Source organism: Sphingomonas radiodurans (assembly GCF_020866845.1).
Classification (GTDB): domain Bacteria; phylum Pseudomonadota; class Alphaproteobacteria; order Sphingomonadales; family Sphingomonadaceae; genus Sphingomonas; species Sphingomonas radiodurans.
In genome coordinates this window covers 2,016,984-2,043,157 of the sequence record NZ_CP086594.1, presented here as the reverse complement: position 1 = coordinate 2,043,157, position 26,174 = coordinate 2,016,984, and the positions used below count along the sequence as shown (strand labels likewise).

21 protein-coding genes and 3 pseudogenes are annotated in these 26,174 nt (G+C 60.0%); 10 read left to right on the top strand and 14 right to left on the bottom strand.

Features of this window, described 5'->3' with window-relative positions; translation table 11 throughout:
- The first annotated feature begins 1 nt into the window (after position 1).
- From LLW23_RS09520 to LLW23_RS09510, 3 genes are read left to right on the top strand one after another with little or no spacing between them, the layout of a single operon-like run.
- Positions 2-2,206, top strand: coding sequence for a GumC family protein (locus tag LLW23_RS09520; RefSeq protein WP_228944973.1), 2,205 nt, complete (start codon positions 2-4; stop codon positions 2,204-2,206).
- Entirely contained in the window at positions 2,206-3,447 is a 1,242-nt protein-coding gene (locus tag LLW23_RS09515; protein WP_228944971.1) for a tetratricopeptide repeat protein, read from the top strand. The genes LLW23_RS09520 and LLW23_RS09515 overlap by 1 nt, the downstream gene beginning before the upstream one ends.
- Complete coding sequence (locus LLW23_RS09510; RefSeq protein ID WP_228944969.1) at positions 3,447-3,809, top strand: hypothetical protein; 363 nt, start codon at positions 3,447-3,449, stop codon at positions 3,807-3,809. Before LLW23_RS09515 ends, LLW23_RS09510 begins: the two co-directional genes overlap by 1 nt.
- A gap of 33 nt (positions 3,810-3,842) precedes the next feature.
- On the opposite strand, the gene LLW23_RS09505 is transcribed toward LLW23_RS09510, so the two are convergent.
- Genes LLW23_RS09505 through LLW23_RS09470 form a run of 8 tightly spaced genes read right to left on the bottom strand, consistent with a single transcriptional unit; the run spans position 3,843 to position 12,626 of the window.
- Positions 3,843-4,922: a DUF1972 domain-containing protein gene (locus tag LLW23_RS09505; RefSeq protein WP_228944967.1), complete on the bottom strand. Its 1,080-nt coding sequence runs from the start codon at positions 4,920-4,922 to the stop codon at positions 3,843-3,845.
- A complete protein-coding gene (locus LLW23_RS09500) occupies positions 4,919-5,962 on the bottom strand; it encodes a glycosyltransferase (protein ID WP_228944965.1) in 1,044 nt (347 codons plus the stop codon). The genes LLW23_RS09505 and LLW23_RS09500 overlap by 4 nt, the downstream gene beginning before the upstream one ends.
- Positions 5,962-7,467: a lipid II flippase MurJ gene (locus LLW23_RS09495; RefSeq protein WP_228944963.1), complete on the bottom strand. Its 1,506-nt coding sequence runs from the start codon at positions 7,465-7,467 to the stop codon at positions 5,962-5,964. The genes LLW23_RS09500 and LLW23_RS09495 overlap by 1 nt, the downstream gene beginning before the upstream one ends.
- Positions 7,464-8,750, bottom strand: a complete 1,287-nt coding sequence (locus tag LLW23_RS09490) for a glycosyltransferase family 4 protein (RefSeq protein WP_228944961.1) — start codon at positions 8,748-8,750, stop codon at positions 7,464-7,466. The genes LLW23_RS09495 and LLW23_RS09490 overlap by 4 nt, the downstream gene beginning before the upstream one ends.
- A 7-nt stretch (positions 8,751-8,757) precedes the next feature.
- Positions 8,758-9,882, bottom strand: a complete 1,125-nt coding sequence (locus LLW23_RS09485; protein WP_228944958.1) for an EpsG family protein — start codon at positions 9,880-9,882, stop codon at positions 8,758-8,760.
- On the bottom strand, positions 9,879-10,859 hold the full coding sequence (locus LLW23_RS09480) for a glycosyltransferase family 2 protein (RefSeq protein WP_228944956.1): 981 nt from the start codon (positions 10,857-10,859) through the stop codon (positions 9,879-9,881). The genes LLW23_RS09485 and LLW23_RS09480 overlap by 4 nt, the downstream gene beginning before the upstream one ends.
- Positions 10,852-11,871 carry a glycosyltransferase family 10 domain-containing protein gene (locus tag LLW23_RS09475; RefSeq protein ID WP_228944954.1) on the bottom strand — a complete coding sequence of 340 codons (1,020 nt, stop codon included), beginning with the start codon at positions 11,869-11,871 and terminating at the stop codon, positions 10,852-10,854. The genes LLW23_RS09480 and LLW23_RS09475 overlap by 8 nt, the downstream gene beginning before the upstream one ends.
- Positions 11,872-11,882: 11 nt before the next feature.
- Positions 11,883-12,626: an O-fucosyltransferase family protein gene (locus LLW23_RS09470; RefSeq protein ID WP_228944952.1), complete on the bottom strand. Its 744-nt coding sequence runs from the start codon at positions 12,624-12,626 to the stop codon at positions 11,883-11,885.
- A gap of 241 nt (positions 12,627-12,867) precedes the next feature.
- On the opposite strand from LLW23_RS09470, the gene LLW23_RS09465 reads away from it, so the two are divergent.
- Positions 12,868-14,028, top strand: a complete 1,161-nt coding sequence (locus LLW23_RS09465) for a glycoside hydrolase family 55 protein (protein WP_228944948.1) — start codon at positions 12,868-12,870, stop codon at positions 14,026-14,028.
- Between the two features lie 114 nt (positions 14,029-14,142).
- Here LLW23_RS09465 and LLW23_RS09460 read toward each other — a convergent pair.
- Positions 14,143-14,986: pseudogene (locus LLW23_RS09460) on the bottom strand (IS3 family transposase); the annotation flags it as partial.
- A gap of 126 nt (positions 14,987-15,112) precedes the next feature.
- Between LLW23_RS09460 and LLW23_RS09455 the strand changes: the two are divergent.
- Positions 15,113-15,388: pseudogene (locus LLW23_RS09455) on the top strand (transposase); the annotation flags it as partial.
- A gap of 413 nt (positions 15,389-15,801) precedes the next feature.
- Here the strand turns inward: LLW23_RS09455 and LLW23_RS09450 are convergent.
- Positions 15,802-16,059, bottom strand: a pseudogene (locus LLW23_RS09450) (transposase); the annotation flags it as partial.
- 233 nt (positions 16,060-16,292) lie between these two features.
- Here LLW23_RS09450 and LLW23_RS09445 point away from each other — a divergent pair.
- Positions 16,293-17,090 (top strand): 2OG-Fe(II) oxygenase, encoded by a 798-nt coding sequence (locus LLW23_RS09445; RefSeq protein WP_228944947.1) that lies wholly within the window; start codon positions 16,293-16,295, stop codon positions 17,088-17,090.
- Between the two features lie 767 nt (positions 17,091-17,857).
- Here the strand turns inward: LLW23_RS09445 and LLW23_RS09440 are convergent.
- From LLW23_RS09440 to LLW23_RS09425, 4 genes are all read right to left on the bottom strand, one after another.
- Entirely contained in the window at positions 17,858-19,033 is a 1,176-nt protein-coding gene (locus LLW23_RS09440) for a DegT/DnrJ/EryC1/StrS family aminotransferase (RefSeq protein WP_228944946.1), read from the bottom strand.
- Positions 19,030-19,992 (bottom strand): NAD-dependent epimerase/dehydratase family protein, encoded by a 963-nt coding sequence (locus LLW23_RS09435; protein WP_228944945.1) that lies wholly within the window; start codon positions 19,990-19,992, stop codon positions 19,030-19,032. Before LLW23_RS09435 ends, LLW23_RS09440 begins: the two co-directional genes overlap by 4 nt.
- A 51-nt stretch (positions 19,993-20,043) precedes the next feature.
- A complete protein-coding gene (gene gmd / locus LLW23_RS09430; RefSeq protein WP_228944944.1) occupies positions 20,044-21,111 on the bottom strand; it encodes a GDP-mannose 4,6-dehydratase in 1,068 nt (355 codons plus the stop codon).
- A gap of 142 nt (positions 21,112-21,253) precedes the next feature.
- On the bottom strand, positions 21,254-22,465 hold the full coding sequence (locus LLW23_RS09425) for a sugar transferase (RefSeq protein ID WP_228944941.1): 1,212 nt from the start codon (positions 22,463-22,465) through the stop codon (positions 21,254-21,256).
- A gap of 306 nt (positions 22,466-22,771) precedes the next feature.
- Between LLW23_RS09425 and rfbC the strand changes: the two genes are divergently transcribed.
- Genes rfbC through rfbA form a run of 4 tightly spaced genes read left to right on the top strand, consistent with a single transcriptional unit; the run spans position 22,772 to position 26,153 of the window.
- A complete protein-coding gene (gene rfbC / locus LLW23_RS09420) occupies positions 22,772-23,332 on the top strand; it encodes a dTDP-4-dehydrorhamnose 3,5-epimerase (RefSeq protein WP_228944939.1) in 561 nt (186 codons plus the stop codon).
- A 12-nt stretch (positions 23,333-23,344) separates the two neighbouring features.
- Positions 23,345-24,397 (top strand): dTDP-glucose 4,6-dehydratase, encoded by a 1,053-nt coding sequence (gene rfbB / locus LLW23_RS09415; protein ID WP_228944937.1) that lies wholly within the window; start codon positions 23,345-23,347, stop codon positions 24,395-24,397.
- Positions 24,394-25,287 carry a dTDP-4-dehydrorhamnose reductase gene (gene rfbD, locus LLW23_RS09410; RefSeq protein ID WP_228944935.1) on the top strand — a complete coding sequence of 298 codons (894 nt, stop codon included), beginning with the start codon at positions 24,394-24,396 and terminating at the stop codon, positions 25,285-25,287. The genes rfbB and rfbD overlap by 4 nt, the downstream gene beginning before the upstream one ends.
- Positions 25,284-26,153, top strand: coding sequence for a glucose-1-phosphate thymidylyltransferase RfbA (gene rfbA / locus LLW23_RS09405; protein ID WP_228944933.1), 870 nt, complete (start codon positions 25,284-25,286; stop codon positions 26,151-26,153). The genes rfbD and rfbA overlap by 4 nt, the downstream gene beginning before the upstream one ends.
- Positions 26,154-26,174 lie beyond the last annotated feature (21 nt).

Genomic DNA, 26,174 nt, shown 5'->3' with positions numbered 1-26,174 from the left:
GATGCATTTCGTTAGTACCGCACCCAATTCCGGCGCCTTGCCGACCACGCCGGGCGTGGTCGGTTCTCCAGGGGGCGACAAAATGCCAATCATTCGGCAATATCTGCGCATCGCCCTGCGCTGGCGCTATGTCATTTTCGGCGTCACAGCGGCCTGTTTTATTCTCGGGCTCATCATCACGTTGTTGATGACCCCCAAATACACTGCCACCTCAGCAATCGAGATTTCACGGGAATCGAGCCAGGTCACAAATTTTCAAGGTGTCGAGCGCGAGACCAGTGTTGCAGACCAAGAGTTTTACCAGACACAATATGGTTTGCTGCGTTCGCGCGTGCTGGCCGAGCGTGTTGCCACCCAGCTTCGTCTAATTGACGATAAGACGTTCTTCGAGCGTTTCGGCATCAATCAAGACGATCCCGCTTTTCAGGAGATTAGCGGGCGATACGCGGCTAATGGCCGCAAGGAGCGCCAGCGTATCGCCGGCGAGATCCTGCTCAAACATGTCGGAATTGACCCGACCCGCCTGTCGCGACTTGTTGAAATTCACTTCACTAGCCCCGACGCGGGCTTCTCGCAGAAGGTCTCGAATGCTTGGGCGGAAAACTTCATACAGACGAACCTAGAGCGCAAGGTTCAGGCAACGTCTTACGGTCGTAATCTCCTTCAACGCGAACTAGGTCAGGTCAAAGACCGGCTCGATGAAACGCAGCGCCAGCTTGTAACCTATGCTGAGCAGCAGCGCATCATCAATCTGCCGAGCCAGGGTAATGGCGAAAATTCAACCTCTGAGCGCTCGATTGTCGCCGATGAGCTTGCCTCGCTGAACACCGCGTTGTCGCAAGCGACCGCTGACCGCATCGGAGCCGAAGCGCGCTCCCGCGAGGCCGGCCGGAGCGGCCAGTCAAACGAAGCGCTTCGCAATCAGGCCATCAATTCGCTGCGCCAGCGCCGCGCCGAGCTTGCGGCTGAATTCCAGCGGTTAATGGTTCAGTTTGAACCCGAATATCCGCCAGCACGCGCGATCCAGTCGCAGATTAACCAGCTCGACCGGTCAATTACCCTTGAAGAAAATCGGGTGTCTGGCTCGGTACAGGCCGACTATCGCCAAGCAGCCGAGAACGAAAATGCGCTGCGCCGGCAGGTTGAGCGGCTGAAATCAAACTATCTCGACCTGCGTCGCCGCAGCATCCAGTATAATATCTATCAGCAAGAGGTGGACACGAACCGCGCCCTCTATGACGGTCTGCTCCAACGGTTCAAGGAAATCGGCGTAGCGGGCGGTGTCGGGGTCAACAATATCGCGATTGTTGACCCCGCGGACGTGCCCAAGGCACCGTCAAGCCCCAAGCTTCTTATCAATCTGTTCGTCTCGCTTGTAGCGGGTCTGGTTATCGGTGCGGCCTTGGCGTTCGCGCTTGAGCAGATGGACGAGGCGATCGCCGATCCGGGTGAGGTTGAGCGCCGGCTCGGGCTGCCGCTGCTTGGCTCGGTGCCCAAGGTCGAAGGTGTGGAGCCACGTGAGGCCCTGCTTGACCGCAAATCTGAGTTGGTCGATGCGTATCTGGCTATTCAGACCAGCCTCGGCTTCACGACCCAGCATGGCGTCCCGCGCTCGCTGGCAGTTACATCGACCCGACCGGCGGAAGGCAAGTCGACCACGGCGCTGGCGGTAGCGACGATGCTCGCGCGCTCGGGCAAACGGGCAATCCTTGTAGATGGCGACATGCGCTCGCCCTCGATCCACCATTTGGGCGGGGTGGATCACGATCGCGGCCTCAGCAACTTCCTTGCTGGAAATGACGACATCAGCCAGTTGACGTTCGAAATGCGCGACCTTGGCTTCACCGCCATGTCCGCGGGCCCAATCCCACCCAATGCCGCCGAACTACTAACGGGCCCGCGCCTCAAGCTGCTGCTTCAGCGCTTGCTCGAAACCTACGAGCATGTCGTGATCGACAGCCCGCCAGTGATGGGCCTGGCCGACGCTCCGCTGATCGCAAGCCAGGTTGAAGGCGTTGTTTATGCCGTCGAGTCTCACGGAATCCGCTCGAGCCTCGTCAAAACGGCGCTGCAGCGACTGCTTGGCGCAAATGCCCATATCCTTGGCGGCGTGCTGACCAAGTTTGAGGCGCGCAAGGCGCATTTCGGCTATGGCTATGATTACGGCTATGGCTACGGGCGCGAAAAGACCAACAAGGGCAGCTGATGGCCAAGCTGCGCCCTATACGCCGCAAGCGCTCGGGACGTGAATGGGCGCTGCGAGGGGCCCTGGCGATTACCGCTTTGTGGATCGGCTATATTTCGCTGACGCGCACGATCGCCTTTGCCATGTACCGGTCGAATCCCGAGCAGGCGTATGCACTCGCTCCACGTGACGGACGCGTGGCGGCACGACTGGTCGAACGGCTGATGACGGGCAATCCGAACACTGGGCAACGCGCTAGGGCAACGCGGCTCGCACGACAGGCACTTTACGACGAGCCGCTCGCGGGGCCGGCGCTCACTGCGTTGGGATTGAACACGTTGTTACAAGGCGACGTGAACCGCGCCCGTCAGCTATTTGCGCATTCGGATGCACTCTCCCGGCGCGAACTGGGTACGCAATTGTGGCTGATCGAGGATGCCGTTGCGCGCAACGATATTGCAGGCGCGCTGCGTCATTACGACATTGCGTTGCGCACGGCGCGTGTGGGGTCCGACCTCCTATTCCCCGTACTGACGCTTGCAGTGGCAGATCCGGTGATCCGCAAGGAATTAACCGATACGCTCGCTGCGCGACCGCCCTGGAGCCTTGGGTTCACCAGCCATCTCGCAAACTCCAGCATTAATCCGGAAGCCAGCGCAGATCTGTTCAGACGCTTGTCGCGGCGCGGCGTTGCCGTTCCACCTGAGGCTCAATCGGTCGTGGTCAACGCACTGGTCGATCGGGGCGCGCTCAGCGAAGCGTGGAACTATTATCAGTCGTTTCGCTCGGATGTTGATCGACGTCGATCGCGTGATCCGCGTTTCACTGCCAATCTGGAAACCCCGTCGGTATTTGATTGGATGCCCGTGATGAACGAGACCGGCGTGACTGCGACAATCCAAGCCAATCGCAAAGGCGGACTGTTCGATTTTGCGGCGGCCTCAACAGTCGGCGGAATTGTGCTTCAGCAGTTACAGTTGCTACCACCCGGCCGCTACCTTCTCCAGGGGACTAGTGGCGGAATTGAACAAACAGCCCGAGACTTGCCTTATTGGCAGCTTGTCTGTCGCGACGGGCGGGAATTAGGTCGGGTTGAGCTTCCTTCATCGACGGAGAACAACGGGCGTTTTAGCGGTGAACTGTCCGTCAGCGGCGCTTGTCCGGCACAGTTGCTTCGCCTGGTTGCGCGGCCATCGTCCGCAATTGGCGGTGTGACGGGACAGATTCAAACCGTGACACTTATTCCGGCTGCAGGCGGGTGATGATGCGCAGTTCGCTTCCGGTTCTGCTAACTTTCGTAATGCTCACCGGCACACCTTCGGCGGCCCAGGTGCGTGATCCCACACCGGAGATCGACCGCCCCACGCCGCCGCCGATCGACGACACCTGGGTCCGGGCGCCCCAGACGAATACCGGCAAGATCGGTCAGCGCCAGACGCGTGAAGATGCCGCGCGCGTGACCGGAACTGAGCCGATGGCTCGCATTAACAACCGAATCAACAATCGCGTTCAGGCCCGGCTGCGCAATCGTATCGATCGGAATTACGATCCCGTGGGCGATGCCCGTTCTGCGTTTGTCACGGCGGAGGATCAGGTCAGCGCTAGCGGCCGGTCGAGGCGCTGATCACGCCTGCCCCATGGCCGGCCACCCTGCACGTCATTGCTTCAGCAATCCCAGATAGCGCGCGGCAATCGCATCCCAGCGATAGGTCCCCCGCAGTTTTTCCAGTTCGCTATTCTCGATCGGCGTCAGGCCATCGCGCAGGAGCGCGGCAAGACTATCGGCGTCGGTGAAATAGCTGCCCGCGCCCGACAGCGTCGCCCGATTGAATGTGCAATCGAAGCTGACCATCCGCCCGGTATGGAACAGCGCCTCCACCAGCGAGGGGTTGGTCCCGCCAACGCTATGGCCATGAATGTAGCCGATCGCACCCGCCCGCCACGGCGCCAGATCCGTCTGGTCATAAATGGGATCAAGAAGCGTGATCCCGCCAGAATCGCCGTACCGCTCGCGCAACGCCATGCCATAAGAATTGGCCTTCCAATTGCCGATGAAGACCAGCGGCACATTGGCAGCGATGCACCCCTGAATGATTGCCTCGGTGTTGTTCTCGGGCTCGATCCTGGCGACCGCCAGATAATGCCCCTTCAGCGTTGTTTCCGATACAGCCCGCGGAGCAGGCAACACGGTGTGGTCGCCGCCATAAGCGATCACGACCGGCTCCCTGCCATATCGCTCACGGAAAAGATCGGCGAGGGCATCATTGTCGGCGATGACAACCGATGCCGAGCGCGCCGCACACCATTCCAGCGCCTTCAGCAGCTGCCGCGCGGCGATTGAAAATTTGTCGCGACGCCACTCCATGCCATCAACGTTCACCATGTACCGAACCCGCGGCCTTGCGAGCTTCAGGACCGGCAGGATCCAGGCACCGGAATAGCCGAAGATGAAAACCTGCTCGGCCTTCCGCCTGAACACGGCATCGATCAACGCCAATGCATCATAGAGCATGCTCGCCAGGCCATTGGCGCGCAGCGGCAGAAAAATGCGCCGATGTCTGTAGAAATCGGGGCTGCGCTCGTCCTTGTCATAGGCGCTGCGCTCGCAATAGATGATGAACTGCACATCCGTGGCGGGGACGTGGCGGCACAACTGCTCGGCCAGTGTCTCGAACCCGCCGTAACGGGCAGGAACGCCCACCGTGCCGACGAGGGGGATGGCCTTTGCCGATGTCATGATTGGCGCCCACCCATAAGAACAATATTCTCAAGCCTGTTCAGAAAGGCGCATTCCGAAAAGACCCCCCGATGGGAAGCGCAGGCAGAGCGCAGCGCGGCGTGCTGGGCAGGGTTGGCGTGGAGCGAGCGGATGGCATCCGCGATCTCCCTCGGATCGCGCGACGGCGCATTAAAGGCCAGCGCCTCGCCCAGGACCTCGGGAAGCACGGTGGTGCCAGTGCCTGCGACGGGGACCAGCCGCGCCATCGCTTCAACTGCAACAAGCGAGAATGTCTCAGTCCAAAGCGCCGAGTCCGTGGTCTGTAGAAGCAGGAAACCATCCCGGTACAGCACCTCTGGACGGGATTCCCCAAAGACAACGTCGATGCCCGCTTGCCGTGCGCGCGCCACCAGGGTTCGATCATGCCGCGCTTCGTCTGACAGATAGGCCGTCTTGCGAAGCGGCAGAGCCTCCAGCTTGTCGCACACTGCCACGAACAGCGCGAAGCCCTTAATCGGCTGCGTCGTCCCGACGAACAGCAGGCGATCGCACGCCGAAGGTGCATCGCGATGGGACAACGACACAGGATTGTACAAGACCGTCGCCGGCAAGCCGATGCGGGCGGCGTGATCCGATGAAACGCAGATAATGAGCACGCCGCGCCACACCATCAGCCGCAGGATCATCATGAACAGCTTGGGGAACGTTGCCTCGTGCAGATGCACGGCCACCCGGTGTGGGCAAAGCAACGCTGCCAGCAGCGCCGGCAGCGTTGCATAGACCGCATTGGCCCAGATGATCCGCCCGCGCAGCGCGGCGATCGCAACCGGCAGGCTGACCAGCAAGGCCCATAACGGATAAAGCAATTTGCGGATCGCCACATTGCTGATCCCCACGTCGGTCCTCGTTTCCGACAAGTCTCTGAGGAACCCCCCGCCGCCAAATCCCAACCTGACCTGAACGTCATGGCCAGCCGCAGCAAGCAGCCGGACCATGTCCCGGCCGATACGCTGTGATCCGGCATAAGCATCAAAGGTATTGAGTAGCAGCATTTTCATCAAAAGACCTGATTCGTCGGCGTGGAGCGCATTGTGTCGCGGCCCAGCCAATGCTCGGCCAGCCACCACAACCCACCCAGAAGCATCGCAAGCCCACTGCCGGCCACCAAGCGTTCCAGAAGACCGAATTCGGCAGAAAGCACTGTGTCAGCACCGCGAAGCGCAGATCCTGCCGCGACAATCACCAGGATCCGGAGACCGGCATCGCGCAGGATTTGCCAACCATCAGCCGGGTCGATTGCGCGAAACATCAGGCCCGCTGCCAGTGCGTGGCTGATCGCCAAGCCGATTGGAATTGCGATGATGCCGATCACCGGAAACAATATCAGCAGCAGCGCCAGGGCGATTAGGCTCGCGAGCGTGCCCAGCGCTGCATAAGTTTTACCACGTCGGGCTGCCAGAAGGGCAGATCCCCCCATGAGATATAGAACGACGGTGACAATCGCAACGGCATAGAAGCGCAGCAGCTCGCTCAGCAGCGATTGCTGCCCAGCCGTGATGTTATCGCCGAACAGCAGCGGCGGTATCGTGTCCGACAGGCCGAACAGCGTCACCATGCCGATCGTCACCAGCATCAGGCACTGGTGCGCCCAATGGGCCAGCGTCGCACGGAACGGCCCGGTATCCTCCGCATCCCACGCGCGCGCCAGCGCGGGCACCGCCAGCGCCGAAAGCGCAGCCGTGAAGACCGCCTGCACGGTGTTGCGCGCAAAAAAGGCATAGCTCAGGATCGACAGGGCGCCGGTCCCCGCCAGCAGCGCATATTGGCGCTCCACCACCCCGCCCGCCTGGCCAAGCGCATAGGGCAGCAGGAGCGGCATCGAGAAGCCGAGCGCCTCGCGGGCATGACGGCGGAACGCCGATCCTTCAAGGTGCCACAGCACGCGCACGAGCTGTGGCCAGAACGATGCCCCCACCAGCAGCGGCATGAACAGCGCAATATAATAGCTGCCCGGCAACAGCCAGGTGGCCGGAAGCTGCGGAAAGGCGACAATGAAGCCAAGGCCGATGCAGCCGCCAACCGTGCCCGCGATCTCCGGCGCATAGATCCGGCTGTGGCAATTTAGGTGAGCGGTCAAGACCGCTACCACCTGTGACAGGGCCAAGGAGGGCGCCAGCGCATAGAGAAAGAAGGTCGCGGCCGGCTCTTGCCCCGATTGCTGCGGCGCCAAGCCCGCCGCCAAGAGCGGCAAAGTCAACGCCGCGGCCCCGGCGACCAGGATCGCCCCGCCGATCATGATCACGGCGATGGTGGCGATATATTGCTCGGCCGCCGCTCGCCCCTCGCGGCTGTCGATGCTGGCATAGCTGGCGCGGATCGTCTCGGTGATCGGCCCAAACAGCAGCATTCCGGCCGCATTCACGATGCCCAATGCCCAGATCCAGGCGTCATAGGTCGCGCTGGCGCCAAAGATGCGGGCGTAGACGAACATCATCGCCAGCCCCAACGTCAGCTTGGCACCACGGGCGCCCAAGAGGCCGACAAAATTCCACTGCAGCCTCAACCAGCGATCCTCGCACGGTGCCGCGCGATCGCGGCCTTGTAAGCATCAAGGAACGTGCAGGATCGATGGACGATGCGGAAGCGGTCGCACTCGGCAGCGCAGGCGCGCGCCATTGCCTCGAGCCGCTCGGGCGCCGCGACCAGCGCCTCGAGCGCGGCGGCGATATCGCGGCTGCACCCTTGCATGTCGGTGACGGGAATGCGGATACCATAAGCAGGCGCGACCACGTCATGCATGCCGCAATGATCCAGCGTCAGCACCGGCACGCCGTGGCCAAGCGCTTCCCAAATCGAGGTCGTGTTCGCTTCGTTGAGGCCGGTGATCACGTGCAGGTGGCTGCGATCGAGCAGGTCGAGCACCTCGCTGCGCGGGACATGGCCGTGCCAATGGAATTGCTCCCCCACCCCCAGCGCCGCGGCGCGCGCGATCAGGCTGTCGCGCAGCGGCCCGTTGCCCAGCACATCGACACGGATCTGCTGCGGATCGCGCAACATCCCGATCGCCTCGATCAGCAGGATCAGCCCCTTGCGCGCTTCAAGCGAGCCAATCCACAGGATCCGGATCGGCCGGGCGGGGAATTTGCTGTCGTCGAGGGTAATCGTCCCCTCGATCCCGTTCTCCGGGAGGTAGCGCGACGGCACATTCTTCAGGCGCTCGAAGATTGCCTGGTTCTCCGTGGTGGCGGTGAACAGAACGTCGGCGCGGCGCAACGCCTTGGTCACTCGGCCGCTGAAGCGAAGCTGAAATGCATTGCCCAGCGTGCGGGCAATCAGCCGAAGCTGCCCCCTGCCGGGCAATGCGCTGCGCAGCCGCCAGGGGAAGCTGGTCGCGCCCCCGATCGGGCCCCACACATAGGGAAGCGGCAAGGTCCAAAGATAGCCTGGTTCGCGATAGCCGATCGGGCCTACGTAATGGATGACGTCGTACTCGCCCTGCGTGATCAGGCGCTTCGCCTCGGCGAGGGCTGCGCGGTGCCAGATCCGATAGGCAAGATAGAAGCTGTACGTCAGGATGCCGCGCCGGTTGAGCGCATTCAGGCGCCGCGCCAATGGCGGCTCGGGCACGAAATGAAACGTCACGTCCCCGGGCACATGCCGGTCAACGAAACTGGGGGTCGGGAAGTCGGTAACATCGCCCATGTGCGGGCCGGCAGAGCCGTACAGAACGGTCAGGTCACAATGCGCTCGCATGGTTTCGACATAATTCCACGCGACGGCAAATTCCGAGCCGCGGACAGGCGAAACCATATAAGCGAGCACCAGGACACGCAGGCGTTCGGACATAACGCTCTCAGGAAAACTGATAAGGAGCGCTCCACGCCGCTCCTCGCGAAACCGCGATGATAAGCCAGAGCAGGAAGACCGCACCGATGCCTGACCCGGCCACGATATCGCGCGGCTTGCGCGATACCATCAGGCAGAAATGCAAAACGAAGCCAACACATATCGATCGCATCGCCACGAAATAGAACAGCCCGCGCGCAAAAGGAAGAAAATCCCAAGCGTTTGCCACAGGTTGCAGAAGGGCTGCTACCAGATAAAATGTATGATACAGCCGATAGTTCATAACCTCATAGTGCCTTGCAACTTTGTTCGAATAACATATGATAACAAAGTCCACGATGGGCCACAGATAGATGCCTAGATTTAATGACGAACCTTGCTGTGAAAAAGCCAGGTCGGCCCGGCTGATGTCGGAATAGCTGTCATATCCGATTAGTGACGTCATCAGCGTAAACAGGCCAACAATCTGGTTAAAGAACAAGCCGATAAATACGTATGAAAACAGCAGCGCCGCGATCTGCAATTGAACCTTCGGCAGCGGCAGCCAGCGCAGGGCAATGCCGATCGGAAAAATGATCAGGGCGCTGCGGTGAAACAGGTAGGCAAACAGCCCCCACGCGAAGAACGCCAACCAGCGCCGCTCCGCGATAGCTGAAATCGCCAGCAGAATAGCGAAAAAGGCAATCCCCTGCCTGACGATGTTGTTCACATCCAGCAAAACTAACGCGATAAAGGAAAACACCGCAAAAGGCGCGATTTGCGGATGCTTTCGCAGCCACAGCGAAAACAAAGCAATCTGTATGAAGCTGCTTGCCACGATAATGGAGCGATCGGGCAATCCGAAAAGCTTCAAAAACTGGATCAGCAACAAAAATCCAGGTTCAAATACAACTTCGTTGATCCCCGTATCTAGCGAAGTCCACCGATAATAATCGATGTACCCAAAATAGTCTCCACCCACATTATACCGACCGCCAATCACCAGTGTGAACAAGGTAACCGAGATCCATGCTGCCTGTGTTGCGGCATGTCCGGTTTCCGCCACACCAAGCGCCATTTTGCGCGTCGGCATGGCCCACACGGTTGTCAGCGCCAGCATCAGCCCCAGATAAACAATAAATGCCAGTGTCATTTCCGGCCACTTCCGAGGGAAGTCGGGAGAGCCGCCAGACCAAGCAGACGGGCATAGTTGATCAGTACGCGGAGAGGAAAATAGTGCCACCATCGCGCGCCGGCGGATAGCATCCGGGAGAAGGACGCCGCCTGGCAACGATCGCGCCGGCTGGTCCGCGCGGCATAGTGCCGCGCAGCGGCGAGCGCAAAACCTACCTCCCGGGCGAGCGCCTGTTGCTGTGCACTGCCGGTCGGCGCCCGATTGGCGTGGGCGCCGAGAACCTCCGAAATGGACAGCATGTCAGCCAGATGCTTTTCGGGACGGCTGAGCGACATGATCGACCCCTCACGCAGCCGATAGCGATAACATGCGGTACTCAGGCGAACGAGCGAGCCGGCCTGTACCAGCGCGAGCGGCGTGAACAACGCATCTTCGTGATAGATACCCGGCGCGAACGCGTGTCCGGTCCGCGCGATCAGCGCGCGGGCAAAGGCGTAGAATTGAACGGGACTGGGCGGACGGCCGGAGGCCATGAATCGCACCGGATCAACGATCTGGTCATAAATGGGAAGATATGGGGAGCGATCAAGCGAGCCACCAATCGTCTCGAATTCGAAGGCGATCACATCAGGGCCGTGGCGCACGATGCAATCCGTCAGCTGGACGATGGCATCGCCACAGATCTCGTCGTCGCTGTCGACAAACCACAGATAGCGCCCTTGCGCATGGGCGATGCCGGTATTGCGGGCAGCGCCCAATCCCGCATTCGCCTGCCGGACGATCGTGACATTGGCGATCCCGCGGCAGCGCTGCTCGACAATGTCCATGCTGCCGTCCTTTGAACCGTCGTCAATGACGATCAGCTCGCATTGGTTGGCGAACCCGGGCGCTTTCAGGATACTATCCAGGCAAGCGCCTACATAATCCTCAACCCCATAGACCGGGACGATGAGCGACAGGATCGGGGCAGCCATGCAGGACTCCAGATCAGCCATGCCGGGCGATCCTTCGCCGCCACAGCAGCGTCATCGCCTTGCGACGCGTACGCGCCGCAAGATCGCGAAGGCCCGCCATCGAGAATGATGCCTCGGGCCGCAAGACGATGTCGCGAACCATGGTCCCGGCCGGCGCCTGCAGCATCGTACCGACCAGCGCCGAAATGTCATATCGCTCGATCAATTGCTTGCGAGCCTCAATCACCGCCGCCAGGCGTTCGCGATAGATCGCTTCGCCGTCCGAAAGAATGGCATCGATCGTCCGGCGCGTGCTGGCATAATCGTCGAGATCGATCGCGATCGTCGCGCCGGGAAAATAGCGATCGATATTCGGGCATCCCGCATAAACCGGCACGGCATAGCCCAGCAGCGCGTCCGCGATCTTTTCGGTCCACAGATCGGGCACCGCGCAATTCTCGACACACAGATGGAAGCGGTAAGGAAGAATGGCATCTTCCTTGTATTCAACGTAGCGATGCGGCCGGCCGAATATATCCAATCTGCCCGCATAATCGCGCGCCAGGCGGTCAACCAGCGCGCGACGCTTGATGTGCATCGGCAGGTAATTCAGGTTCGAAGTCACCGTCGATAGCATCTGTGTCTTGGCCGGGGGCAGCAGATCGCGGATAAACTCGTGGCCGTGGCGATAACCGGTGTCCCGGCTGTACCCGAAATGCCAATTGTTAAAATGCTGCTCGCCCGACACTTGCTGCCCCGGCCCCAACCTCGGGCAGGCGCCTGCGCAAAACACCGCATCGACCTGCCGCAGGAACGCCTTGCCATGATTTCCGATTTCGGGCGGCTCGCCGGATATGAAGACGACCCGGCCACCACGCACGCGCAATCGTTGCGGGGCCGTGATCGCTTCAAAGACGATGACCAGATCCCATAAGCGGTCGCGGGTGTCATTTTCCACGACATCGAACCCATCCCGCACAGGATCAAAATGGGATCCGAACAGGGCGTGACCATAAGAATGGAGAATGTTCACGTGAGGCCGGGCGTCAGACATTAAGAATGCTCTCAGCCCATTAGCACTTGAAGGAACCGCTCGCGCAGGGCCCGCAGTTCGGGGTTCTTGTAATTGCACTCCATACCTGAAAGAGCCGACGCCCAGAACAACAGCGTACTGTCATTGCCGTCCATGCGCCGGAACGAGGCGAGGGTACGCAGCACGTCCTCCGGCGTCATGTCGCCCGTTGGCACGATCCAGGCGCGCTTGGCCGCCAGGACCTCCGCGACCAGAGGCGTGCGCAGCCGTTCCTCTTCGTTGGTCACGATCCCGATATCGGGGCCAAGGCGCCCCAGCCGCTCGTTCAGATGGGCGGTGACGGCAGCATCGGAGCTGAAGAAATCGCCAAGCCGCAGGTGCATGCCGAGCGCCCGCGTCGGATGGCTTGACACGCGCAGCTCCTCACGCAGCCGCTGCAATTCCCGGCGCAGCGCCGCGTTGCCAAAATCGGCATAATTGTCGGGCCGCTGAAAATAACCGTCGAGATAGGTGGTGCCAAAGAGCGAGACACGATCTCGGCGCAGCCCCGCGCGCGTGAGAAGCTTAGGCAGACGCACAGACGATACCGCCTGCCGCAAGCGCGACGGGGCCGGCGCGCGGCCGATCTCGACGCTGCGGGTGAAGCCGTGCGCGTAACGGAGGTCGTGCACATCATAGAGCGGCGCGCCGATCCGATCGGCGTAAAGCCGGGCATAGAGAAGCTGGAATATCTGATTGCCCAAGCCGCCGTGCGTGCGCACCACGACGTGATTCACAGCATCATCTCCCGACAACCGAACATTGTCGTATCGACACACCGCAAACGCATGTCGGTTAGTTTCATGTTCATGTCCTGCGTTTGTCGCCGATGGTGAAAGCCCAACGAATTCATCGGCAAGGCTGCAATGACCCTGCATCGCGCGTGCTGCTACCGCCCCGGCCTAGTAGCGTCAATTGCAAGCGCCGTCGGATACGGCCAATGTGCCACCTCTCTTGTCGGGACCCTGACAGGTGCCCGTGCGTCATACCAGCTCGCTTATCTGGAAATGGGAAAAACCCTTGTTGAACCAAACATCCCGCCGCAACGCCATCAAGATCCTGGCTACGGGCGTAGCCGCACCGGGTGCGGCTCAGGCGCTGGACGGCCCTGCCGCGCCATCGGCGGAATCCGGCGATATACTGGTTACCCAGTTCGGTGCACGCGGTAACGGCAATGCCGACGATACCGCGGCCTTCGAACGCGCGATCCGCACCGCCTCCGAGCAGGGTCGCAGGCTGCGCATCCCGGCGGGCCGCTATCGGATCACCCGCACGCTAACGATCAATCGCGGCATCCGGATCGAAGGCGACGGGATCGAGCGCAGCGTTATTCTGGCGGCATCGGGCAAGGGCCGGCCGGTCATCCACGTTGAGGCAAAAACGACAGATTCGATCATGGGGTTCGCGCTTTCCGGCATCCGACTGCTTGCCGCGGTACCGGACGATCCGTGCGACGGCATCCGCCTGTCGACGGCGGGCAATGGCGCTGCGATCCACCAGACGACCTTGCGCGACATCCATATTGTCAGCACCGGCACGGGCGTCTCGCTGGCGGGCGTCGTGTATCGCTCATGTTTCGAAAACATCTCGGTGACCGGCCATGTGACCCGCTACGGTTTCTATTGCGATGCCGGGTTCGAGGATGTCACCTACAACAGCTTTCGCGATCTTGAAGTTACCCATGTGCGATCAGGCGCCTATGCCTATTGGATCCATTCCAACTACTCCAATTTCACTAATCTGACCGCGGACGGATGCTGCTATTTCTCGTCGCCTGGGGGATCTATCAGGAATCTCGCGATTGAAACGATCACCGCAGAAAAGCCACCTTCCGACATCGCGATCCAGCTCAATCAGGTGCAGATCGCAGAATGCCTCAACCTGATAGGCGTTGATCGCCGCAAATGCCTGATCGGCGTGCGCGTTATCGGGCAAGGGCTTTCGCTCCGCGCAATCCGGTTGGTCGCTCCTCAGCCTGACCGCGCGGTGATCTTTGATGCCGCTTCCGAAGGCACACTGACCGGTGTCTACGTGGACCAGTCAGCAACCAGAATCGAAGATTACACGCCAGTTGAGACGCTTGATCGCTGGGTTGTGCAGGCTGCCCAAGCTGTCACCCGTCCGGTGCGCTCCAAATAGCATGCACCGGCAATATCACGCGCAAACGCAATTGCACTGGCCACGCACAACAGCTAGTGTGAGCACTGATGGTACCTTCGTTTCTCATCCAGCCTGAGGGTGAGTTTCCGCCGTTCATTCGGCCGCGATCTTGGCCGCGGCAGCAGCATATTCGACCGGCGTCATCCAGCCAAGTGATGTGTCAGGACGGCTCTCGTTGTAATCCCTCCGCCAAGCCTCGACCTTGACTCGGTCGTCCTCCAGCGAAAGGAACCAGTGCGTGTTCAGGCACTCGTCCCGCAGGCGGCCGTTGAACGACCCCACGAAGGCATTGTCCGTCGGCTTTCCCGGACGGCTGAAGTCCAGTGTGACGCCGTTGTCGCAGGCCCAGCGGTCGACGAATGCCTTTGAGATGAACTCCGGCCCATTGTCCACCCGGATGGTCCGGGGCGCCGCGCGTGACAGCGTGATCCGCGTCATTGCTTCGACCACCTGCTCACCCTTGATGCCCTGGTCGACTGATCGCCAGCGCCTCGCGCGTGAACGCGTCGACCACCGTCAGCGCCCGCAGCCGCTGGCCATCGAACAGCGCGTCGGAGACGAAGTCCATCGACCACATCTCGTTTGCCGGTGCGGTCGCTGGCTGCCGGTCGCGGTTAGCGGCGCTGACGTTGCGTCCGGGCTTCTTAAGCCGAAGGCTCAGTCCATCATCCCGGTAAAGCCGATAGACGCGTTTGTGGTTCACCAGCCAACCTTCCCTGCGCAGCAGGATGTAGATCCTGAAGTAACCGTACCGCGTCCGCGTCGCCGCCAGATCACGGATGCGCAGCATAAGCGGCGCCTGATCCGGCCGATGTGATATGTAGCGCACCGACGATCGGTCGATGCCCAGCGCCAGGCAACTGCGGCGTTCGCTGACGCCATGGCACGCCTGGACGTGCGCGACGATCTTGCGCCGTCGCCCAGGCGTCAGAGCTTGTGGGATGGTCCGCCCCTTACGGAGCGGCGCGATCAGGAGCATCCTGACTGCCTTCACTAAAGGAGGACCGTCATGACAGAGGCAGCGGTAGTCGGCATCGATATTAGTAGACGTCTTTACACCGACATCGCTGCGGTGATCAAGGAGATCGAGACGATCGCGGCCGCTGACGCCGGCTGCCGACGCCTGCTCGCCATCCCCGGCGTTGGGCCGCTGGTCGCCACGGCGCTGGTCGCCGCAGTTGACGATGGCACCGGCTTCAAGCGCGGTCGCGATCTCGCCGCGTGGCTCGGCCTTGTTCCACGCCACCACTCCACCGGCGGCAAGCAGACGCTGCTCGGCATGTCGAAGCGTGGCAACGGCTCATTGCGCCGGCTTTTCATTCACGGCGCCAGATCAGCGAGCATGCACATGAAGCGTGATCGCGGCCTCGGCTCCTGACTCGATCAGCTCGAGACGCGAACCCCAAGAACGTCGCCGTCGTAGCGCTGGCGAACAAAATAGTACGCATCAGTTGGGCGGTGCTGGCCCGGCAGGAAGAGTATCGGCCATCCGTGCCGATCGCCGCCTGAGCCGGGCACCCGCACGAAGAGGTCTGCAGCGAGAGGAGTGATGGCAAACAGTCGATGGTGACACGATCGAAGCCTGGCCAAAAACGCACCCGTCAAAGGCTGGACCAGCTTGAAATGCCGATCGTGACGCGTATCCCATCATGGCCACGGATCGAGATGTCCCACACACAGGCCGGATACATTTACGCAGACTGTGCCGCCAACCACATCTCACGCTTGCCAGACGGGGGCGGACCATACTATTTTTGACAGAACGTCCTGCAGGATGTGCTTGTCCAGGCTCAGGTCGGCGACGAGCTGCTTCAGCTTGCGGTTCTCGTCCTCGAGCTGCTTTACCCGTCGCAGCTCGCCCACGCCGAGCCCGCCATACACCTTCTTCCAGCGGTAGAACGTCTGCTCCGACACGCCCATCCCGCGGATGCCCTCGGCTACCGGCGTTCCCGTCTCCGCCTGCTTCAGCGCAAACGCGATCTGCTCTTCCGTATACCTCGACTTCTTCATGTCCCAGCTCCTCACCCGTAGGCTTCAAAGGGCCAGAAAACTCTCACTCAATCCGGATGAAAAGACAGGGGGGACGTCACAGGTCAAGTCCTACATCGGCTTCGTCTCTCGCCTCAACATTGCTCTGATTGCCCTGTGACCACGCGGATCAGTTGCAAATCACTAAAGCAACCATTATCAGCATACTAAATCGCAGACAGCAACGCTGTTGGCGAAACGGAAATGGGTAGCAAATGAATAGCTTTATCGATTTCAATTATATTGAAGACAATATTGAGAGACTGCGGTTACAGTATCGTGATGCATCGCCTTTTGAACACCTTGTTATAGATGGTTTTCTGACCAGAGATGGACTAAACACAATTCGCAAGGAGGGTTTTTTCAAAACGGCTTCCACAAAAGAGAGTTCTTCTGATTTTCTTTTTGCAAAAAATAAGATAGAGAACCCAAGAATTGAGCATATAAGTGGATCTACTCGCGTTATTCGCGAAGAACTTCTTTCTGACCGTTTCCGCTTGGCTCTATCGCGTATTGTCAGCATGGATCTGTTCGTAGACCCCAGCTTCACGGGCGGCGGACTTCATCAAGGAGGGAAAGGGTCGTTCCTTGAAATGCATGCGGATTTCACGCGACATCCACTGAAAAAAGAATGGATTCGCGAATTGAACATCCTGCTTTACCTCAACAAGGATTACGAGGAATCCTGGGGCGGGTGCCTAGATTTGCAGCATGCGGAAACGGGCGAAAAGGCGTCGATCTCTCCGGTCGAAAACCGTGCCGTGATCATGCTGACCAAGCGCCACACGCTGCATGGCTATAAGCCGATCCGTTTTCCGAGCGACCGCTTCCGAACATCGATTGCGGCTTATGCCTATACAATCGACGACGGCACCAGGGATGTGGAATACGCAAGCACGACGTGGATACCCCAAAGCCGCCTCAAACGCGCCCTTGCAACGGTCCTTAATCCACTCGTGATCACCAAACAGAAGCTGCTCGGCAGCCGAACCGCTCGTCGTGCACAACGCTAGGTTACGTGGGCATAGGTTGCCGAGGTGATCTGCGGTTGATTCAAGGCTGCTACTTGGAGGCAGTGTTGGGTGAGAGGATCGGGTTGTCAGACGCAAAATGGGAGCTCATGCGCGCGCTGTTGCCAGCAGAGCGAGGCCGGGGCTGCCGCCCTGCGCGGGACAACCGTCGATATTCGAAGGCATGATGTGCATCGCCCGGACGGGTGCGCAGTGGCAACGTTTGCCGGACGAGTGTGGCAAGTGGAACAGCGTTCCACCGCTGCTGGCGCTGGAAAATGACGGGCGTGGTCGGGCCAAGCTGTAGGCGCTGGCCGCGGTGATCGAGCGCGACGGCAGCAACGACATGATCGACAGCACGATGTTTCGGGGGCTCCATCAGAAATCTCGCGATTGAACGATAAGTGCGGAAAAGCCGCCTACAGATATTACCATTGGCTCAACCGGGTGCAGATCGCGGATTGTCTAAACTTGTGGCGCTGACCAAATCTCCGACCGGCATTCACGTCCTGATACAGGCCCTTTCCCTTCGGGCGATTCGGTTCGTCGTTTAACACCCGGACCAGGCAACAATGTTCGATGCCGCATCAGAAGGCACGCTGGCCGGCGTGTACATGGAGCGGGCAGTCTCCAGGATCGAAGACTATACGCCCGCAGAAACCTTCAATTGCCGGACGGTACAGGGCGCACAGTCGCTTACCAATGGACGCTGAGGCGGTGCAAACGACTAAACAGGAGCGCGTATGGCAGCCTACCCCGCCGCTTGCGGATTAGTTTGCCGCGATTGTTTTTAGCGCCTCGATCGCTTCGTCGATCGGGTAATGGTGATTGCCAATGAAAAGGCCATTGCCGTCGATGTGGTCGGCGTTGGACAGATTGCCGCATATGCTATGGTCAAAATAACGCACTACTTCTTTGCGAGCAAAGTTCCCGCTGACGATCGGGCGATATTCGAACCCTAGCGCTTCAAGCTGCTGCATCAGCGTTGCCCGCGTCATTGCGCTTCCAGGACGGATGACCAGACTGAAGCCAAACCAGCTGCTCTTGCCGATTTCCTGCTGGATGATCAGGTCGGGATGATTAGACAGATGCTGTTGCAAGAGTGCGCCGTTACGCCGGCGTTCCTCGATCAGGCGCGGCAACTTAGCGATCTGATGAATGCCAATCGCACCCGACAGTTCCAGCGGGCGCAGATTGTAACCCGGCAGTACAAAACGGAACGATTCCTCGAACGCATCGCCACCCTTTCGTCCGACCACCTGATTATCGATTGGCAACTGCCGGGTCCAGCCATGCGCACGCAGCGACAGCATCAGGTGATAGAGTTCTTCGACATCGGTGGTGACAAGTCCACCTTCCATTGTCGAGATATGGTGCGAGAAGAAGCAGCTCTGGCTGCCCATCGCCCCGAACGAGCCGGTCTTACGACCCGCGAATTCGGCACCCATCGATTCGCAATTATCTTCAAGCACAATTAGGCTGTGCTTGTCGGCCAGCACGCGGATCGCGGCGAAGTCGTTGGGATTCCCCAGCAGGTTGACGCAGAAAATCGCCCGCGTTCGCGGTGTAATAGCAGCTTCCAGCGCAACCAGATCAAAATTTAGCGTCGCCAAGTCGATATCTACGAAGCGAACGTGCAGGCCATATTGTTCGAGCGGGCTGTACGTCGTGCTCCACGACACCGCGGGCACCAGCACCTCGTCGCCTTTGTCAAGACGCAGCGCCGAGTTCTTAGTAAAGCGCAGCGCTGCGATCATCAGCAGGTTGGCCGACGATCCCGAATTGCACATCACCGCATAGCGCGTGCCGGTGTAGGCGGCAAAGGCTTCCTCAAAGGCCTTTACCTTCGGCCCCATTGAGAACTGGCCAGAGGCAATGACGTCCTGCATCGCCTGATATTCTGCCTCGTCCCATGAGGTCGTGGCGAGTGGGAACCGCTTGTTCATGATGCTTGTGCCTGCTGCTGATAGAATTGAATGGTGGCGGTGATGCCGTCCTGCAGCGACGTGGGCGATGTCCAGCCCCAGGCGCGTTGCAGGGAAACGTCGCTCAACTTGCGCTGCATGCCCACGGGGCGGGTCAAATCGAAACGAAAATTGCCTTTCCACCCAAGCGTTCGGGCAACCGCTTCGTAATACTCGAGAATGGTGTGATCGTCGCCGATGCCGATATTCATCAACTGCGGCAGCGCGGCGGGATGTTCTGCACCGCGCCAGATCGCGTCAGCTGCATCGGCGGCATACATAAACTCGCGTCGCGCAGTACCGTCGCCCCAGATTTCGACCTCGCCCTGCCCCTCGGCAACCGCCGCGCTGACCTTCGCGATGATCGCGGGGACCAAATGGGAGGCCTTCGGATCGAACTTGTCGTGCCACCCGTATAAATTACACGGAATTATAGTACGATAGGCTGCATCGGGCTGGGTGCGCGCGATATAGTCGCACAGCCGGGTCGAGACGATCTTAGCCAGAGCATAGCCCTCGTTGGTCGGTTCTAGCTCGCCGGACATTATGTCGCTTTCGCGCAGCGCATGGTTGCGACCGCGCGGATACATACACGAACTAGCCAGGTTAATGAGTGCAGGAATACCGGCCTCGAAAGCACCCATGATAACGTTGCGACCTATGTCGAGATTATTGACAAGGAAGCCGACCGGATCGGCCATGTTCGCCTGGATACCTCCTACCTGCCCCGCGGCATGGATCACCAGGTCAACCCGCACGTCGCGCGCGAAGTTACCGACCGCCCGGCGATCGGCAAGATCGAGATCGCGACGTGACGGGGCAAGGATATCCCATTCCGCTGCACGCGGATGTTCGCGCAGGTTGCGCCCAACCATGCCGTTACCACCAGTAATCCACACTCGTCGCCGGCCCGTGCCTACGACCCCGTTGCTGCCGTTCATGATGTCATTCGCCTGACTGACGACCGCTCGCGCACCGAGCCGGCAGTTCAGTCAGGCGCCCTTCCCGATTGGCGCATCGCGCATGATTTTCAGATCTGCTTGTACCATTTCGCGGGCCAGATTGCGCGGGCTGGTTTGATGCGTCCAGCCCAGTTTTTCACGTGCTTTGCTTGGGTCGCCGATTAGCAGCTCAACTTCGGTCGGACGGAAATAGCGCGGGTCGATCGCCACCAGTAATCGGCCAGTCTCCTGGCAATAGCCTCTCTCGTCAACGCCTTCGCCATCCCAGCGCAGGTTGATGCCGGCGTCCTCAAACGCCCATTCGACAAACGTGCGAACCCGCGTCGTCTCACCAGTTGCCAGCACGAAGTCGTCTGCGATGTCGGCCTGGACGATGCGCCACATGCCTTCGACATATTCGCGGGCATGGCCCCAGTCACGCTGGGCGTCTAAATTGCCCAAATACAACATTTCCTGGCGGCCGAGCGAAATCGCCGCCGCCGCGCGCGTAATCTTGCGCGTAACGAAGGTTTCGCCACGCAGCGGACTCTCATGGTTGAACAGAATGCCGTTGCTGGCATGCATGCCGTACGCTTCGCGGTAATTGACGGTAATCCAATATGCGTACAGCTTCGCCGCGGCATAAGGCGAACGCGGATAAAAGGGGGTTGTCTCGCGCTGCGGCACTTCCTGAACCAAGCCGTATAGCTCCGAAGTCGACGCCTGGTAGAAACGACATGTCTTCTCCATGCCAAGGATACGGATCGCCTCTAGCAGTCGAAGCGTGCCAATTCCATCAGCATTGGCGGTATATTCAGGCGTCTCAAAGCTCACCGCGACATGGCTCTGGGCAGCAAGGTTGTAAATCTCATCGGGCTTGATCTGCTGCACCAGGCGAATGAGGTTGGTCGAATCCGTCAGGTCGCCAAAATGCAGGTGAAAGCGCGCGTTCTGCTCGTGCGGGTCTTGGTAGATATGTTCGATCCGCCCAGTGTTGAACGATGATGAGCGCCGCTTCAGCCCATGAACCTCATAACCTTTCGCCAGCAGCAGTTCGGCGAGATAGGCACCGTCTTGTCCAGTAATACCCGTGATTAGTGCCGTCTTACTCGTCGTCATTCTTTCCTCTTTCGTCTTGCTGCACAGTCAACACGTGCATTAGGTATTACGTAATACGCATCAGGGGCCGTTTTGTGCGGTCCGGCAGTGCCCCGTTTCCGTATGCGTCATACGTTGCCCGGTATACGTATTCCCATGCGGCTTAGCGCGCGCCAATACCAGTGAATACAATCGCTATTGTGCGCAGTGCAATAAGCATATCCAACCAGATTGAATAGTTTTTTACGTAATAGAAGTCCAGATTTAGCTTCTCACGCACATCTGTCACGTCAGTCACGTGCCCTTGGTTGACTTGGGCCCAGCCCGTCAGTCCTGGCTTGATGATATGACGATAATGATAGAACGGTATCTGACTTTCATACCATTCGCTTAACGCCACTGCCTCTGGCCTTGGGCCAATAAGGCTCATATCACCCTTCAGAATGTTGAACAGTTGCGGAAGCTCGTCCAACCTGGTTCGCCGCAAGAGACGACCAAATTTGGTAATCCTGACATCGCCATCCTTGGTCATCGCGCTTTGGCGCAAGGTCTCCACGTCGTGTGTCTCGCTCGCGACAAACATGGTCCGGAACTTGTAAACCGTGAAGGGACTTGCTCGAAAACCCATCCTCTTTTGCTTGAATATTGCCGGACCTTTGGAGTCTATCTTTATCATGGCAGCAATTACCGCCATAAAAGGCATAAATATTATGATAAGGAGCGCAGCCATAAAAAAGTCTACCACCGATTTCATCTTCAGCAAAACATTGTTCGGATTTAATGATCCCAAGGTGTTTTCATAAAGGTGATTTATTTCTACGCGTCCGGTCAGCTGTTCTTTGGCCAGCCTAGCATCATATAACGGAATTCCCGCAAGAACCCACTTGGCTATTGCGCTTTCCCATCGGGGATCATGGTCAGCATGCAGGTCGACGACAACCGCATCTTCCCCTTTTAGAACCATTTCCGGCGTCTCTATACGGTGCCAGCGCACGTGCGGCAGGCGCGGCAAGTCCTCTACCAACCCACCGGGAACATAGGAGAATAGGAATTCTCTTGATCTTTCGAACTTCAAATGAATGAATAGAAGTGTTGCTACAGACAATGTGTAACAACTTGCTACCTGAAGCCTGCTATAGTCCAGGCGTAAAACAAACATTATCAGAACGAGCGCCGAAAATGTTATTGTCAAATACGTTATGACATACCCTCCCGACGATATTCCGGGGAATAGCAACATCCTGCGATATCCTATATATCCAAGTATGATTGCTATCGCACTACCTAATATAGTTGCAAATTGAGTGGTTACGTAGAACGGCAGTCCAAAAATCGACTGACGAATTACAACCGGAATAACAACACCAATCAGCAAGCCGGCGCTTATTTGGTATCGAATTCTCTTCAGCATTTTACACTTTCACAACTTGGCACATCAGCAAAACTAGTTTTTATGCAAACCAAATTATCGACTGATCGGCTGACCCACAATGAGCCGACCTACTCCAGCAGAATACCGAAGCCAAGCCGAACTCCGAGACAGATCGGGTATGTATCTCGGCGTTTTGGAACGAAAAATTCGTGCTATTTCCTCGTCGTTGTCTCTGATCCCAGCGGCCCAATGGTTCCGGTTTTTTCCGGCCCAATTGCAACGATCCACTACAAAAGATAGGCAAAAGCCATGTCTCCCGTCCAACTCATCCGCCCCCGCCGCTTTGGCGACGCCCGTGGCTGGTTCACGGAGGTCTATTCCGAGCCCGCGTTCGCGAAGCTCGGGATCACGTGCCGCTTCGTGCAGGACAATCACTCGCTTTCCACCCCCGCCTTTACGCTTCGCGGGCTGCATTTTCAGGCGTCGCCGCGGGGGCAGGACAAGCTCGTCCGGTGCATTCGCGGGCGGATCTGGGACATTGCGGTTGACGTGCGGCGCGGCTCGCCGACCTATGGCCAATGGGTCGGCGCCGAGCTTTCCGCGGAGAACGGCCACCAGCTGTTCATCCCGATCGGCTTCGCGCACGGCTTCGTCACGCTCGAACCCGATTGTGAAGTGACGTACAAATGCTCGGACACCTATGCGCCCGAGGCTGACGGCGGCATCCGCTGGGACAGCGCTGGCATCGACTGGCCGATCCCCGCCGGCGCCACGCCCGAACTCAGCGACAAGGACAAGGTGCAGCCCGCACTCGCGGATCTCGACAGCCCGTTTGCCTATGACGGCAATCCGCTCGCCCCGCTCGCCTGAAGGACTGATCCCATGCGTATCTTCGTCACCGGCGGGGCCGGCTTCATCGGCTCGGCGCTCGTCCGCCACCTGGTCGAGAACACCGACCATGAAGTGCTCAACTTCGACAAGCTGACCTATGCCGGCACGCTCTCGACCGTAGAGCGCGTGGCGCAGTCGAACCGCTATCGCTTTGTCCAGGGCGACATCTGCGACGCCGAAGCGGTCCGCGCCGCGATCACCGAGTTCCAGCCGCAAGTCATTACGCATCTGGCGGCCGAGAGCCACGTCGACCGCTCGATCGACGGCCCTGGCGCGTTCGTCCAGACCAATGTCGTGGGCACCTATACGATGCTCGCCGAAGCGCGCAGCTATTGGCAGTCGCTGGAGGGTGACGCCAAGCAGGCGTTCCGCTTCCACCATATCTCGACCGACGAGGTTTATGGCTCGCTCGGCGATACGGGGCTGTTCACCGAGGACACGCCATACGATCCGCGCTCGCCCTATTCGGCGTCGAAGGCCGGGTCCGACCATCTCGTCAGCGCCTGGGGCCATACCTTCGGACTGCCGGTGCTGATCACCAATTGCTCGAACAATTACGGGCCGTATCACTTCCCCGAAAAGCTCGTGCCGCTGATGATCGCCAAGGCGTTGGATGGCGAGCCGCTGCCGGTCTACGGCAAGGGCGATCAGGTGCGCGACTGGCTGTTCGTCGAGGATCACGTCCGCGCGCTACAGGCAGTGTTCGAGCGTGGCGAGATCGGCCGGACGTACAATGTCGGCGGGTTCAACGAGAAGCAGAACATCGAGGTGGTGCACACGATCTGCAGCATCCTCGACCAGCTTCGCCCGCGCGCCGACGGCAAGGCTTACGCGAACCAGATCACCTCGGTCGCCGACCGGCCGGGGCACGACAAGCGCTACGCGATCGACGCCACGCGCATCGAGCGCGAGCTCGGCTGGCGGCCGCAGGAGACGTTCGAGACCGGGATCGAGAAGACGGTGCGCTGGTATCTCGACAATGAGGATTGGTGGCGCCCGATCGTCGCGCGTGGCGCGGCGCAGCGGCGCGGGGTGGCGGCATGAGCACTCACGCGATCCTCGTCACGGGCGGGAACGGTCAGCTCGGCACCGAGCTGCAGCGCTGCGTCTGGCCGGCGGGCTATGAGGTCGTCGCGATCGACGTCGCCGATCTCGATCTCACCGATACCGCCGCGATCGCCGCCAAGGTGGCGGAACGCCCCTGGTCGGCAGTGATCAACGGCGCGGCCTATACCGCGGTCGACAAGGCGGAGAGCGACCTCGTCACCGCCTGGGCGGTCAACGCCATGGCGCCTGCGGCGTTCGGCGCGGCGTGCGCCGCGGCCGGCATCCCGCTGGTGCAGGTTTCGACGGACTATGTCTTCGCGGGCGACAAGCACGGCGCGTGGGAAGTGACTGACCCAGTCGCCCCGCTTGGCGTGTACGGCGCGTCGAAGCTCGGCGGCGAACTGGCGGTGCGCACCAGCGGCGCGCGCCATGTGGTCGTGCGGACCGCGTGGGTCGTGTCGGCGCATGGCAATAATTTCGTCAAGACGATGCTGCGCGTCGGCGCCGAGCGCGACACGCTGACCGTCGTCGCCGACCAGCGCGGCTCGCCGACCAGCGCGGCGGATCTGGCGGCTGCGCTGATGGCGATCACCGTGCGGCTGACCCTGGACGCGGACGCGCCGACCGGCACGTACCACTTCAGCAATGCCGGCGAGACGAGCTGGGCAGGCTTTGCGGCCGAGATCTTCCGCCAGTCGGGCGACCGCGGCGGGCCGCTCGCCAACGTCACCCCGATCACGACGGACCAATATCCGACGCCCGCGCAGCGCCCGGCCAATTCGCTGCTCAGCCATTCCGCGATCCGCGCCGCTTATGGCATCGAGCCGCGCGCGTGGCAGGACGCGCTAAGCGACATCCTCGACGAACTGATCGGAGCCAAGAAGTGAAGGGCATCATTCTCGCCGGCGGATCGGGCACTCGGCTCCACCCGGCAACGCTCGCGGTCAACAAGCAGCTGCTGCCGGTCTACGACAAGCCGATGATCTATTATCCGCTGTCGGTGCTGATGCTCGCCGGCATTCGCGAGGTGCTGATCATCTCGAGCCCGGAATATATCGGCAATTACCAGCGCTTGTTCGGGGACGGTGCGGCGCTCGGGCTGCAGATCGCTTACGCCGAACAGCCCAAGCCCGAAGGCCTCGCGCAGGCGTTCACGATCGGCGCAGACTTCATTGGTGACGATAACGTGGCGCTGGTGCTCGGCGACAACATCTTCTTCGGCGCGCATCTGACCGACCTGCTCGCGAGCGCCGTTGCGCGCACCAGCGGCGCGACGGTGTTCAGCTACCGCGTCGAGGATCCCGAGCGCTACGGCGTGGTCGAGCTGGCCGCTGACGGCCGCGCGCTGAGCCTCGAGGAAAAGCCCACCAACCCCAAGTCGCACCATGCGGTTACCGGCATGTATTTCTACGACAATCGCGTCGTCGACTTCGCCCGCAACCTCAAGCCAAGCCCACGCGGCGAGCTGGAGATCACCGATCTCAACCGGCTCTACATGGAGGCCGGCGACCTCTACGTCGAACAGATGGGCCGCGGCTATGCGTGGCTCGATACCGGGACGCACGACAGCCTGCTCGAGGCATCCGAGTTCGTCCGAACGCTCCAGCACCGCCAGGGCATCCAGATCGCCTGCCTCGAGGAAATCGCTTATTTACAGGGCTTTATCGGCGAGGACGAGGCGCGCGCAGCCGGCGAGCGCTTCAAGAAAACCGCTTATGGCCGGGCGATCCTGAACGCCGTCGACGGGCGCTGATCCCACATCTGGCGCATTAAA

Coding starts and splice junctions, on each gene's coding strand:
- gmd (WP_228944944.1), bottom strand. CDS start 21,111: ATGACGACGAGTAAGACGGCACTAATCACGGGTATTACTGGACAAGAC.
- LLW23_RS09440 (WP_228944946.1), bottom strand. CDS start 19,033: ATGAACAAGCGGTTCCCACTCGCCACGACCTCATGGGACGAGGCAGAA.
- LLW23_RS09500 (WP_228944965.1), bottom strand. CDS start 5,962: ATGAAAATGCTGCTACTCAATACCTTTGATGCTTATGCCGGATCACAG.
- LLW23_RS09480 (WP_228944956.1), bottom strand. CDS start 10,859: ATGGCTGATCTGGAGTCCTGCATGGCTGCCCCGATCCTGTCGCTCATC.
- LLW23_RS09505 (WP_228944967.1), bottom strand. CDS start 4,922: ATGACATCGGCAAAGGCCATCCCCCTCGTCGGCACGGTGGGCGTTCCT.
- LLW23_RS09510 (WP_228944969.1), top strand. CDS start 3,447: ATGATGCGCAGTTCGCTTCCGGTTCTGCTAACTTTCGTAATGCTCACC.
- rfbC (WP_228944939.1), top strand. CDS start 22,772: ATGTCTCCCGTCCAACTCATCCGCCCCCGCCGCTTTGGCGACGCCCGT.
- rfbD (WP_228944935.1), top strand. CDS start 24,394: ATGAGCACTCACGCGATCCTCGTCACGGGCGGGAACGGTCAGCTCGGC.
- LLW23_RS09515 (WP_228944971.1), top strand. CDS start 2,206: ATGGCCAAGCTGCGCCCTATACGCCGCAAGCGCTCGGGACGTGAATGG.
- LLW23_RS09490 (WP_228944961.1), bottom strand. CDS start 8,750: ATGTCCGAACGCCTGCGTGTCCTGGTGCTCGCTTATATGGTTTCGCCT.
- LLW23_RS09475 (WP_228944954.1), bottom strand. CDS start 11,871: ATGTCTGACGCCCGGCCTCACGTGAACATTCTCCATTCTTATGGTCAC.
- LLW23_RS09445 (WP_228944947.1), top strand. CDS start 16,293: ATGAATAGCTTTATCGATTTCAATTATATTGAAGACAATATTGAGAGA.
- rfbB (WP_228944937.1), top strand. CDS start 23,345: ATGCGTATCTTCGTCACCGGCGGGGCCGGCTTCATCGGCTCGGCGCTC.
- LLW23_RS09485 (WP_228944958.1), bottom strand. CDS start 9,882: ATGACACTGGCATTTATTGTTTATCTGGGGCTGATGCTGGCGCTGACA.
- LLW23_RS09435 (WP_228944945.1), bottom strand. CDS start 19,992: ATGAACGGCAGCAACGGGGTCGTAGGCACGGGCCGGCGACGAGTGTGG.
- LLW23_RS09520 (WP_228944973.1), top strand. CDS start 2: ATGCATTTCGTTAGTACCGCACCCAATTCCGGCGCCTTGCCGACCACG.